We start from the raw sequence: 11,817 nt of genomic DNA, 5'->3' as shown, positions 1-11,817 counted from the left end.
GGAGTCAGGCGCCGCGAGGGCGACCGGAGGGAGCCCGTCAGACGCGTCTGACGAGGCTGGGGAGGCGTGAGGTGCGGTGCGGGGCGGGACTGGGGCTTTGGAGGTGGTTGTCACCGCCCCGTTATCGATTATTTACCAGCGAGCGGTCGGGGCCTTCGCGACCGCCAATCCGGACACAATCCACTCTTATCGCGTCGCGGACTTCCACTCCCGAAGGCCCAGCCGCCCGCCGTTCAGGTCCTCGGCGGGCGCTTCGGTGGCGGCCCAGACGAACAGCGGCGCGACGCTCTCCGGGTCGCGGGCGCGCTCCTTGCCCGTGAGGTCGGTGGCGACGAGGCCGGGGTCGACGACGCCGACGGTCGCGTCGAGGTCGGCGGCGAAGCCGCGCGCGACCGCCTCGGCGGCCGCCTTCGACACCGCGTACGCGCCCATCCCGGGCTTGGACTCGGCCGCGACCGCGCCCGACGGGACGACGACGCGCGCGCCGTCGGCCAGGTGGGGGACCGCCTCCGATATCGTCGCGAACACGCCGCGCGCGTTCGTCCGCATCGTGTCGTCGTAGTCGGCGTAGGTGACCTCGGTCGTCGGCCGCTCGCCCGGCGCGCCGTGGAACACGCCGGCGTTCGCGAACACCACGTCGATCGGGCCGGCCTCGCGGGCCGTCCGCTCGAAGAAGCGTTCGAGGTCGAACTCGTCGCGCACGTCGACGCGGTCGCCCCACGCGGCGCCGCGCTCGGCGGCGTCGTCGCTCCCGTCGTCGGCTTCGGTCCTCTCGTCCGCGTCGCCGCCCCCGCCGTTCAGCGCCGCGACGGTCCGATCGACGGCCTCGCCGTCGCGCCCGGAGACGGCGACGAACGCCCCTTCGTCGACGAACGCCTCGGCGACGGCTCGTCCGATCCCGCTCGTTGCTCCGGTGATCGCGACCGTCAGATCCATGTAAACACAGGTACGCGCGTCGGCGACTTAGTGGTATCCACTCGGGGCGAGACGACCGCCCCGTCTCGACGCGACGAGGTGCGATCCCCGACGCGTCTGGCCGGATTTATACCCCCGCCGCTCTTAGGATCGCGTATGGACGTGGTCCCGGACATCGACGGCGTGGCCGGCGAGTCCGTCGTCGTGATCGGCGGCGGATTCGGCGGCCTCTCGACGGCCTGTTACCTCGCGGACGCCGGCGCGGACGTCACGCTGCTGGAGAAGAACGAGCAGCTCGGCGGCCGGGCCAGCCGGCTCGAAGTCGACGGCTTCCGGTTCGACATGGGGCCGTCGTGGTACCTGATGCCGGACGTCTTCGAGCGGTTCTTCGGCCACTTCGGCCGGTCGCCCGACGAGTTCTACGAACTGGAGCGGCTCGACCCGCACTACCGCGTGTTCTGGAAGGACGGAGACAAGGTCGACGTGCTCCCGGACCGCGAGAAGAACAAGGAGATATTCGAGTCGTACGAGCCGGGCGCGGGCGAGGCGTTCGACGAGTACCTGGCCGAGTCCGAGCGGACCTACGAGATCGGGATGGAGCACTTCGTGTACGAGGACCGCCCGCGGCTGCGCGACTACGTGGACACGGACGTGATGCGCTACTCGTGGGGACTCTCGCTGCTGGGCAAGATGCAGGGCCACGTCGAGGACTACTTCGACCACCCGAAGCTCCAGCAGCTGATGCAGTACACGCTCGTGTTCCTCGGCGGCTCGCCGACGAACACGCCGGCGCTGTACAACCTGATGAGCCACGTCGACTACAACATGGGCGTCTACTACCCCGACGGCGGGATCGGCGCCGTCGTCGACGGCATCGTCGAGCTCGCCGACGACCTCGGCGTCGAGTTCGTCACCGACGCCGAGGTGACGGGGATCGAGGGCCGGTACGGCGCGTTCGCGGTCGACACCGAGGGCGGCGAGCGCTACCTCGCCGACCGCGTCGTCTCCGACGCCGACTACGCGCACACCGAGCAGGAGCTGCTCCCGGAGCACAAGCGGCAGTACACCGAGGAGTACTGGGAGTCGCGGACGTACGCCCCCTCCGCGTTCCTGCTGTACCTCGGCGTCGAGGGCGACGTGCCGGACCTCGAACACCACACGCTCGTCCTGCCGACCGACTGGGACGAGCACTTCGCGCAGATATTCGACGACCCCGAGTGGCCCGACGACCCCGCCTACTACCTCTGTGTCCCCTCCAAGACGGACGACACCGTCGCGCCCGAGGGGCACAGCAACCTCTTCGCGCTCGTGCCGATCGCGCCCGGGCTGGCCGACACCCCGGAGATCCGCAACCGCTACCGCGACCTCGTCATCGACGACATCGCGGAGAACACCGGCACGGACCTGCGCGGGCGCGTCGTCGTCGAGGAGACGTTCTCCGTCGACGACTTCGCGGACCGGTACAACAGCTACGCGGGCAGCGCGCTCGGCCTGGCGCACACCCTCACGCAGACCTCGCTGCTGCGCCCGTCGCACGTCTCGGACGCGGTCGACGGGCTCTACTTCACGGGATCGACGACGACGCCCGGCATCGGCGTCCCGATGTGCCTCATCAGCGGGGGGCTGACCGCGGAAGCGATGGCCGACGACGACGTGTGATCCCCGCCGTGAGCGACCAGAACCGATCCGCCGGAGAGGGCCAGCCCCGGTCCGTCGAGGACGAGCAGTCCCGGGCCGCCGGGGGCGGCGGCGAGGGGCTCCGCTACCTGCTGGTGCTGTCCCGGCCGCGCTTCTGGCTGTACCTCGCCGGGCCGGTCGCGGTCGGCGTCACTTACGGCATCGACGCCGTGAGCGGGCTGTTCACACCCGTCACCGTCGCGCTTGCCCTCTACTTCCTCGTTCCCGCGAACGTGTTCCTCTACGGCGTCAACGACGTGTTCGACGCCGACATCGACGAGCTGAACCCCAAGAAGGAGGGCCGCGAGGCGCGCTGGCAGGGGAGTCGGCCCGTGGTCGCCGCGGTCGCCGCGTCCGGCGCGCTGGGGCTCGCGACGCTCGCGGTCACGCCGCGGGTCGCGTGGCCGTACCTGCTCGGCTTCCTCGTCTTGGCCGTCGGGTACAGCGCGCCGCCCGTCCGCTTCAAGACGACGCCGTTCCTCGACTCGCTGTCGAACGGCCTGTACGCGCTCCCGGGCGCGGCGGCGTACGCGACGGTCGCGGGGGCGCACCCGCCGCTCGCGGCGCTCGCCGGCGCGTGGCTCTGGACGATGGGGATGCACACGTTCTCCGCCATCCCCGACATCGAACCGGACCGCGCGGCGGGGATCGACACGACCGCGACGCTGCTCGGCGAGGGGCGCACGTACGCCTACTGCTTCGCGGCGTGGACCGCGGCGGCCGCCGGGTTCTGGGCCGTCGACGCCCGGCTCGGCGCCCTGCTCGGCGTGTACCCCGTCTTCGTCGCGTGGGTCGCGCGCTCGTCGGTCTCCGTCGACCGCGCCTACTGGTGGTTCCCGGCGCTGAACACCGTCGTCGGCACGCTGCTGTCGATGGGCGGCCTCTGGCGGGTGTACCCGCTCTGGGAGGCGCTGCCGTGACCGACGGCTCGCCCGGCGGGACCTCGACCGCCGCCGGACTCGACGCGCTCCGCGAGCGCGCGCCGGACACGCGCCGCGAGGCCGAGGCGCTGCTCGACCGTCTCGTCCGCGAGAACCGGTTCACCATCGCGGTCGTCTTCCCGCTCGTGGGGGCGGTAGCGCTCGTCGGCAGCGCCGAGGGCTGGGTGCCAGAGCCGTTCGCGTTCCACCCGTGGTTCGTGCTGTTCGGCGTGATCGTGATGCGCTCGCCGCTGGTCGTCGGCGTGCTGCCGACGGTCGACCGCCGCGCGCTCGGCTGGATCGGCGTCCTGACCGCGTACACGTACCTCATCGAGTCGGTCGGCGTCGCGACCGGGTGGCCGTACGGGGAGTTCGCGTACACGGTCGACCTCGGGCCGATGCTCGCCGGCGTCCCGGTCGCGCTCCCCGTCTTCTTCATCCCGCTCGTGATGAACGCCTACCTGCTCTGCCTGCTCCTGCTCGGCCCGCGCGCCGACAGCGTGTGGGTCCGGTTGGCGACCGTGATCCCCGTCGTCGTCGCGATGGACGTGGTCTTGGACCCCGGCGCGGTGTCGCTCGGCTTCTGGGACTTCGGCGGCGGCGCGTTCTACGGCGTCCCGCTCTCGAACTACGCCGGCTGGGTGCTGTCGGCGGTCGTCGCCGTCGTCACGCTCGACCGCGCCTTCGCGGCGGTCGGCGTCCGCGAGCGGCTCCGCGACTGCGAGTTCATGCTCGACGACATGGTGAGCTTCGTGATCCTCTGGGGCGGGATCAACCTCTGGTTCGGGAACCTCCTGCCGGCGGCGGTCGCGGCCGCGTTCGGCGTCGGCCTCCTCCGCGCCGACCGGTTCGACACGCGGCTGTTCACCCAGTGGCGCGGGTCGTGAACGGCCGGCGTCGCCGCGGGCCGGGGTCGCGAGCCGCCCCGGGCCGACTCTGTTGCGCTTAAATACCGGTGTCCCATCTGGTCGAGCGTGATCGACGGCGGCAACAGCGGCGGACGACGGAACCGAGGGGCGCGAACGCGATGAACGACCTCGCCATCGACTACGGCGACCACGGGCGGGTGTGCGAGGTCGTCGACCGACTCACCTACTGCGCCGAGCACGTCGGCGTCGCCTTCGACGGGTGGGACGAACCCCACGTGAAGGGGCCGGGGCTCTACTTCGCCGTCATCGGCGACAGCGACTACGGGGCGTACGCGGACCCGATGGGCGACAACCGCTGGCCGCGGGACACCTGTCCGTCCGTCTTCGAGGAGGACGCACTCACGTCCGCGGCCGAGTCGGTGAGCGTCGCGCAGGACGGCGGCGTGGTGGTCGCGGTCGACGGCGGCATCGAGAGTCAGATGGTCCGGTTCCGCGACCTCGGCACCCGCGACGAGGAGGCCGACCTCGTCGACGACGTGAGCTACGAGCCGTGGATGGGGTCGCGCCACATGAGCGCCATCGAGACCTCCGTGCGCCCGGAGGTCGTCGCGACCGTGACGCTGAGCGAGGAGACCGGCCGCGTCAGCGTGTTCCGCGACGGCGAGGCGAACAGCATGCGGCGCGAGGAGATCGGCGGCCGCTGGCGCGGCGAGTAGCGCGACGCGGCCCCCGACCGCGGCGCGATCCCGGACGGCGACACCGAGGCCCCACCGTTAAGCCCCGGCCGGGCGAACGGCGACGCATGTACGACGACATTCTCGTGCCGACCGACGGGAGCGACGCCGTCGACCGCGCGCTCGACCACGCGATCCGACTCGCCACCGACCACGGCGCGACGCTCCACGCGCTGTACGTCGTCGACCAGCGGATCGCGGCCGCCAACTCCGGCGACCTCCACGACGACGTGGTCGAGGACCTCGAATCGCAGGGCGAGGCCGCGGTCGACGCGGTCGCCGAGGCGGCCGCGGAGGCCGGCCTCGACGCCGAGACCCACGTCGCGTACGGGACGCCGGACACGGAGATCGTCGACTACGCCGACGAGGCCGGGATCGACGTGATCGTGATGAGCCCGGAGGGGAAGTCCCCCCGCGAGCGGATCCAGTCCCTCGGCAGCGTCTCCGACCGCGTGGCCGACGACGCGTCGGTGCCGGTGTTCCTGATCAAGTGACCCCTCGACCGACCGCGACCGGCCGGGGCCGGTCGGCGCCCGTCCGAGCCAGTTAGGTGGGTGGCGCCGCGACCCGTCGGCATGGAACTCACCGTGCTCGGGTCCGGCAGCGCGATGCCGGTCCCCGACCGCGCGCAGGCCGGGTACCTCCTCGACGACGGCGACCGCTCGCTGCTCGTCGACTGCGGCAGCGGCGTCCTCGGGCGCCTCGCCGGCACCGACACCGGTTACGAGGGCGCCTCGACGGTCCTCCTCACGCACCACCACCTCGACCACGTCGCGGACCTCCTCCCGCTCGTGAAGGCGCGCTGGCTCGCCGGCGAGGAGCACCTCGAAGTCGTCGGCCCCGCGGGCACGAAGTCGCTCGTCGACGACCTGCTCGACGTCCACGACTACCTCGACGGGCGGATCGACCTCGCCGTCCGCGAGGTGTCCGCGGCGCGGTCGTTCACCGCCGGCGGGTTCGACGTGACCGCCCGCGAGACGCGCCACTCCATGGACGGGTTCGCCTACCGCTTCTCGCCGCCGAGTTCGGACGCCGCGCCCGGCGACGGCCCCCTCGCGCTCTCCGGCGACACCGAGGCGTTCGCGGGGATGGCGCGGTTCGCGGACGGCGCCGACTGCCTCGTCCACGATTGCTCGTTCCCGGACGACGTGGACGTGTCGAACCACCCGACGCCGACGAGCCTCGGCGAGTCGCTCGCAGGCGCGGCGGTCGGGACGCTCCTCCTCTCGCACCTCTACCCGCACACCGGCGGCCGCGAGCGCGAGATGGTGGAGGGCGTCCGCGACGCGGGCTTCGACGGCGAGGTGCGGGTCGCGGCGGACGGCCTGCGCGTGTCGCTTTGAGGCCGGAATCGTAACCGGCGATCGGCGGCGTCGCGGGCGCGACGTAACCGCGGAGTGTTACGCACCCGCACGTTCGACCCGGATATTTAAGCGCGCGTAGTGGCTCCCGTCCCTCATGGCCGGCCCACTCGCGGACGACTTCGGACGGGAGGTGACGGGGGTCCGTATCTCGCTCACCGACCGGTGTAACTTCGACTGCGTCTACTGTCACAACGAGGGGTTAGGCGACACGCGCGGGCCGATGGAGCCGAGCGAGTCGGAGATGAGCGCCGACGACGTGGTCCGCTTCCTGGAGGTCGTCGAGGGGTACGGCGTCGACGCCGTGAAGTTCACCGGCGGCGAGCCGATGCTCCGCCAGGATCTCGAAGAGATTATCGAGCGCACGCCCGACTCGATGGAGGTCTCGATGACGACGAACGGCACCTTTCTCCCCGGACGCGCGGCGGACCTGAAGGCCGCCGGGCTCGACCGCGTCAACGTCTCGCAGGACGCGCTCGACCCCGACGACTTCGCGGAGGTGACGAAGTCGGGCGCCTACGAGAAAGTCTTGGAGGGCGTCAAGGCCGCCGTCGACGCCGGGCTCGACCCCGTGAAGCTCAACATGGTCGTGTTCACGCACACCGCGGGCTACGTCGAGGAGATGGTCGAGCACGTCGCCGACAACGAGGGGCTCCAGCTCCAGCTCATCCAGTACATGCCGGAGCTGACCGGCAGGCCCGAGTGGAACGTCGACATCGGGCGCGTCCACGACTGGCTCGCCGGGAAGGCGGACCGCGTCGAGCACCGCGAGATGCACGACCGGAAGCGCTACTTCGTCGGCGAGGCGAGCGACGACGCGACGGGCGGGATGGTCGAGATCGTCGACCCCGTCGAGAACGAGGAGTTCTGCGCCAACTGCGGCCGCGTCCGCGTCACCCACGAGGGGTACCTGAAGGGGTGTCTCAACCGCAACGACGACCTCCGGTCGATGGGCGAGATGACCCGCGCGGAGATCGCCGAGACGTTCGAGGAGGTGGTGGCCAATCGGGTTCCGTACTACGGCGAGTACCTGATCGAGGGCGACGACGGCGAGTACGAGCTGAACGAGAAGTACCTCGGAACGCCGCCCGCGGCGGACTGAGGCGAAAGCCCGCGCTCCGCCCGGTGGCCGGTCACGCCCTTCGGCCTATCGCATTTCAAACCAGACGGCCACCGCCACCATCCCGCCAGCGAGCGCGAGGGTGATCGGAACGATCGGGACGTTGTACCCCAGATTCACGCCGAACGCCATCACCTGAACCGCGAGCAACAGCAGCATCGCCAGCGAGCCGACGATCCGCTCCCCGACGTCGGCATCGGTGATCTCGAACAGCAGGCTCATGAACACGACGACCGCGGGCATCGTCAGGATCGCGATCGGCTTCCCGACGACGCTGTCAGCGTTGCCGGCCGCGTTCCAGTGGATCGCCATCTGGTCCGGGAGCGCGCCGTACAGCGCGATCCCGAGCGCCAACAGCGCGGCGACGACGAGGCCGGCGACAGTCTTCTGACGGGCGAGGAACCTGGCTGGAGGGTTCATGTGAACAGGTGACGGCCGCACCGAATAAATACGTTATTCGCGCGAAACGAACGCCGCCTTCCGTCACTCGGCGCGCTTGATTCCGTTCAGCGATGTCACGAGCACGGTGGGATTCGAACTGAAATCAGACGTGCTCGCTCGCTTCGCTCGCTGCGCGCGACTGATAGCGTTCGAATTCCCTGCGTGCCGGTTCGCTCGTCGCTGTACGGGCACAGTGGGATTCGAACCCACGACCATCGGATTAGAAGTCCGACGCTCTATCCTGGCTGAGCTACGTGCCCCTATCGTCTCCTGATCCCCCGTGTCTAAAAAACGCCCGCGGTTCGCGCGGTCGGCGGGCCAACAGCAGACCTAAGTCCGCGAGCGGAGTAGCCGCCGGTAATGAACGTCATCGGAACCGTCGGCCTCCCCGGTAGCGGGAAGGGGGAGGCGGCGAACGTGGCCGAGGCGGCCGGCATCCCCGTCGTCGTCATGGGCGACGTGATCCGCGCCGAGTGCCGCCGCCGCGACCTCGACCCGGCGCAGCACCACGGGCGGATCGCGCAGGCGCTCCGCGAGGAGGAGGGCGACGACGCGATCGCCGCGCGGACGCTCCCGCGGATCCGGGAGGCGGCGACCGAGAGCGACCGCGACGAGACGGTCCTGATCGACGGGCTCCGCTCGACCGTCGAACTCGACCGCTTCCGCGAGGCGTTCGGCGACGACTTCACGCTCGTCGCGATCCGAGCGCCGTTCGAGCTCCGCGCCGAGCGGCTGGGCGAGCGCGGTCGCGACGACTCCGACGCCGACCTCTCGGCGTTGCGCGAGCGCGACGCCCGCGAGATCGACCTCGGGCTCGGCGAGACGCTCGAACGCGCCGACGTGGAGATCGACAACACCGACAGCCTCGCGGCGTTCCGCGAGCGCGTCCGCGAGGTGCTGGGCCTCGACGGCGGGGGGTCGGATCGCTCCGACGGCGGCGCCGAGGCGGCCGAGGCCGGAGGTGACGGCGCGTGATCTACAGCGTCGACGTCCGGATCGAGGCGCCGGTCCACGACACCGAGGTGACCGACCGGGTCGCGGACGCGGTCGCGAACGTCTTCCCGGACGCCGAGCCGGCCCACGAGGACGGGCGGCTCGTCGCCGAGACGCACAGCCTCGACGCGTTCTCCGACGTGCTCCACGAGCAGGAGATCCTCGACACGGCCCGCCGCGTCTTCCGGCAGAACCGCACAGACGAGGGGTTCGCCTTCTCGCTGAAGAAGCAGGCGGCGCTCGAGGGCGTCGTCAACTTCGCGGTCGGCGAGCCGGACGAGCTGGGCGAGATCGACGTGGAGGTCCGCGTCCGCGAGCCGGACGTGGAGTCGTTCATCGACTACGTCGCGCCCGAGACCGACGAGGGACAGCCCGTCGACCCCGTCCGCGAGTACGGCGACCGCTTCGACCCTGAGGACGAGGCGTACTGAGCGGTCGGCTCCGGGCCGGGCTCACTCGGCCGTCGCCCCGGCCGCCGCGCCGCCCACCGCGCCGAAGAGGGCCGGGTACACGATCCCCGCGAGCAGCACCGCCGTGACGAGCGTCGGGGCGACGCTCCCGCCGTCGCCGACGGCGTATCGGAACAGGAACGCGCCAATCAGCGCCAGCGGGAGGTAGCCGGCGGTCGCAAGCGCACCGAACCGCGCGCCGCCGACGGGCGTCGCCGCGCCCGCGGCGCGCGCAATCGCGACGCCCGAGACGAGCAGCAGCAGCGGCGGGACGACGTACAGGTACGTGAACCCGCCGTCGCTCTCGGCGATGAAGTTCACCGACTGCGCGGCGCCGATCAGCGACGGCACCTCCACGTCGACGAAGTGCGCGTTGTAGAACACCCAGCCGACGCCGCGCCAGACGGAGATGGTTTCGCCGCCGAACAGGTCGGCGAAGAAGTTGATCCCAGAGAGTCCTTCCTCGACCCGCCCGCTCTGCGTCACGTACGTGACCAGGTAGCCGAGGACGTAGGCCGCAGCGCCCGCGACCGCTCCGAAGACCGCCCCGCGTGCGAGGCTCTGTTCTCCGCCCGTCGCGCTCGTTCCGCCGGTGGATGCCGAAGACATGCGCCCGGTATCGTTTCGGGCGCGGTAAGTGTTTGTTGGGTCGGGCTGATCGAAGAAAAAACGGCGTTTCACGCGTTCTGTGTGTTATTTACGCCGAAATCTCAGGTCGAATCACGCGGTCGCCTCACGCCACTCCGCCTGCGAGATCGTGTACCGGACCTCGTCGTGGACGCTGCCGTCGGCGAAGGTGATGTGGTTGCGTAACAGCCCCTCGCGCCGCCCGCCGAGGCGGTCGACGTACCTCTCGATCGCCCGCTGCGACTGCTCGTTCTCGGGGAGGTGGCCGACAGCGACCACGTCGAGATCGAGGTCGTCGAACGCCACTTCGACGAGCGCGGCGGCGCGCTCGCCCGAGTAGCCGCGGCCCCAGAAGCGCTTGCGAAGCCACGTGCCGAGGTTCGCGGTCCGCTTCTCCCAGTCGACGTCGAAGCCGCCGAAGCCGGCGATCGCTCCGGCGCCGTCTTCGCCCTCGCGCGGGCGGATGACGTAGGTCGCGGCCTCGCCGTCCTCGAACCGTTCGCGGCCGCGTTCGAGGAACTCCAGCGTCTCCCGCTTCGTCTCGTGGGGGTCCCACGTGACGTACTCGGTCACCTCGTCGATGCCGGGGTCCGACGAACAGATCCGGTAGCACTCGTCGAGGTCGACCGCCTCGGGACGCCGCGCCTCCAAGCGAAGCCGGTCGGTTTCGATGGTCTCGGGGAACATACCGACGCCGACGGCGGCGAACGGATAAACTCCACCGGCGGCCTGCGACCGGTTGTCACGGTCGGCCGTCGTCAGGCGTCGAGCGCGTCGGCGAGGTCGGCGCCGACGTCCGCGATCGCGTCGCGGGCCCGGTCGACGTCTCGCATCGTCATGAACCCGTGGACCATCGCCGGGTAGTTCTCGTACCGCGTCGCGACGCCGTCCGCGACCAGCCGCTCCGCGTACGCCCTGCCGCCGTCGCGGAGCGGGTCGAAGCCCGCGGTGACGACGGTCGCGGGCGCGACGCCGGAGAGGTCCCCCGCGTTGATCGGGTCGGCGTACGGGTTCCGGCGGTGAATCTCGCTCCGGTAGTACGCGGCGGAGAACCACTCGATGTCCTCGCGAGAGAGGACGACGCCGGAGTGTTCGCTGACCGACTCCTGTTCCGGGTCGACGCCGATCCCGGGGTACAGGAGGACCTGGCGTTCGATCGCGGGCCCGTCCCGCTCGGCGGCCATGAGCGCCGTCACGGCGGCCAGGTTGCCGCCGGCCGAGTCGCCCGCGACCGCGATGTCGCCGGTGCCGCCGAGGGCCGCGGTCGACTCGGCGGCCCACTCGACGGCCGCGTACGCGTCCTCGACGGCGGCCGGGAACGGGTGCTCGGGCGCGAGCCGGTACTCGACTGACAGCACCGCGCATTCGCTCTCCCGTGTCAGGTGGCGGCAAAGCCAGTCGTGGGTCTCGACGCTCCCCAGCACGAACCCGCCGCCGTGGAAGAAGACGACGGTCGGATAGGGCGGGTCGCCCGCCGGGCGGTAGAGCCGCGCGTCGAGGTCGCCGGCGGGGCCGGGGATAGCCACCGACTCCGTCGCGCCGACGCTCGGCGGATTCAGGTTCTGAAGCCGCGACAGGGGGTCCGTCAGGAGCCGGAGCAGTTTCAGCTTGTAGCCTCCGTGCGGGAGGGGGATCCGCGACTGTCGCGTCGCCGCGCGCTTCGCCTGGGGATCGATCTGGTCGGCGCTCACGACGCGGGAGTCGTCGGGCC

Annotated in this window: 14 protein-coding genes and 1 tRNA gene; 9 read left to right on the top strand and 6 right to left on the bottom strand. The window is 71.0% G+C overall.

What is annotated here, in order from left to right:
• Positions 1-186: 186 nt before the first annotated feature.
• Entirely contained in the window at positions 187-936 is a 750-nt protein-coding gene (locus DVK06_RS05690; protein ID WP_053772714.1) for an SDR family oxidoreductase, read from the bottom strand.
• A 135-nt stretch (positions 937-1,071) separates the two neighbouring features.
• Here DVK06_RS05690 and DVK06_RS05685 point away from each other — a divergent pair, with 135 nt between their 5' ends.
• The 7 genes from DVK06_RS05685 (at position 1,072) to moaA (ending at position 7,578) form a co-directional block, all read left to right on the top strand.
• Positions 1,072-2,574, top strand: a complete 1,503-nt coding sequence (locus DVK06_RS05685) for an NAD(P)/FAD-dependent oxidoreductase (protein WP_053772713.1) — start codon at positions 1,072-1,074, stop codon at positions 2,572-2,574.
• Entirely contained in the window at positions 2,571-3,512 is a 942-nt protein-coding gene (locus tag DVK06_RS05680; RefSeq protein ID WP_121599619.1) for a prenyltransferase, read from the top strand. The genes DVK06_RS05685 and DVK06_RS05680 overlap by 4 nt, the downstream gene beginning before the upstream one ends.
• A complete protein-coding gene (gene cruF, locus DVK06_RS05675) occupies positions 3,509-4,399 on the top strand; it encodes a bisanhydrobacterioruberin hydratase (RefSeq protein ID WP_053772711.1) in 891 nt (296 codons plus the stop codon). The genes DVK06_RS05680 and cruF overlap by 4 nt, the downstream gene beginning before the upstream one ends.
• Before the next feature lie 140 nt (positions 4,400-4,539).
• Positions 4,540-5,097, top strand: a complete 558-nt coding sequence (locus tag DVK06_RS05670) for a diadenylate cyclase (RefSeq protein ID WP_053772710.1) — start codon at positions 4,540-4,542, stop codon at positions 5,095-5,097.
• 86 nt (positions 5,098-5,183) lie between these two features.
• Positions 5,184-5,609, top strand: coding sequence for a universal stress protein (locus DVK06_RS05665; protein WP_121563996.1), 426 nt, complete (start codon positions 5,184-5,186; stop codon positions 5,607-5,609).
• Positions 5,610-5,690: 81 nt separating this feature from the next.
• Complete coding sequence (locus DVK06_RS05660; RefSeq protein WP_121599618.1) at positions 5,691-6,458, top strand: MBL fold metallo-hydrolase; 768 nt, start codon at positions 5,691-5,693, stop codon at positions 6,456-6,458.
• A 115-nt stretch (positions 6,459-6,573) separates the two neighbouring features.
• A complete protein-coding gene (moaA, locus tag DVK06_RS05655) occupies positions 6,574-7,578 on the top strand; it encodes a GTP 3',8-cyclase MoaA (RefSeq protein ID WP_121599617.1) in 1,005 nt (334 codons plus the stop codon).
• Positions 7,579-7,623: 45 nt separating this feature from the next.
• Here moaA and DVK06_RS05650 read toward each other — a convergent pair whose 3' ends face one another.
• Positions 7,624-8,016, bottom strand: coding sequence for a DUF1648 domain-containing protein (locus DVK06_RS05650; protein WP_053772706.1), 393 nt, complete (start codon positions 8,014-8,016; stop codon positions 7,624-7,626).
• Positions 8,017-8,222: 206 nt separating this feature from the next.
• Positions 8,223-8,297: transfer RNA gene (locus DVK06_RS05645), tRNA-Arg, on the bottom strand.
• 100 nt (positions 8,298-8,397) lie between these two features.
• Between DVK06_RS05645 and DVK06_RS05640 the strand changes: the two genes are divergently transcribed.
• Positions 8,398-9,012, top strand: a complete 615-nt coding sequence (locus DVK06_RS05640; protein ID WP_121599616.1) for an AAA family ATPase — start codon at positions 8,398-8,400, stop codon at positions 9,010-9,012.
• Positions 9,009-9,461: an RNA-binding domain-containing protein gene (locus DVK06_RS05635; RefSeq protein WP_053772703.1), complete on the top strand. Its 453-nt coding sequence runs from the start codon at positions 9,009-9,011 to the stop codon at positions 9,459-9,461. The genes DVK06_RS05640 and DVK06_RS05635 overlap by 4 nt, the downstream gene beginning before the upstream one ends.
• Before the next feature lie 21 nt (positions 9,462-9,482).
• Here the strand turns inward: DVK06_RS05635 and DVK06_RS05630 are convergent, their stop codons facing one another.
• The 3 genes from DVK06_RS05630 to DVK06_RS05620 all read right to left on the bottom strand — a co-directional run bounded on the left by DVK06_RS05630 (position 9,483) and on the right by DVK06_RS05620 (position 11,797).
• Entirely contained in the window at positions 9,483-10,088 is a 606-nt protein-coding gene (locus DVK06_RS05630; protein ID WP_053772702.1) for a hypothetical protein, read from the bottom strand.
• Between the two features lie 111 nt (positions 10,089-10,199).
• Complete coding sequence (locus DVK06_RS05625) at positions 10,200-10,793, bottom strand: GNAT family N-acetyltransferase (RefSeq protein WP_053772701.1); 594 nt, start codon at positions 10,791-10,793, stop codon at positions 10,200-10,202.
• A gap of 71 nt (positions 10,794-10,864) precedes the next feature.
• Positions 10,865-11,797, bottom strand: coding sequence for an alpha/beta hydrolase (locus DVK06_RS05620; RefSeq protein ID WP_121599615.1), 933 nt, complete (start codon positions 11,795-11,797; stop codon positions 10,865-10,867).
• Positions 11,798-11,817 lie beyond the last annotated feature (20 nt).

It is taken from the genome of Halorubrum sp. Atlit-28R, from assembly GCF_003665955.1.
Classification (GTDB): domain Archaea; phylum Halobacteriota; class Halobacteria; order Halobacteriales; family Haloferacaceae; genus Halorubrum; species Halorubrum tropicale.
This window is presented reverse-complemented; position numbering and strand designations above follow the sequence as displayed.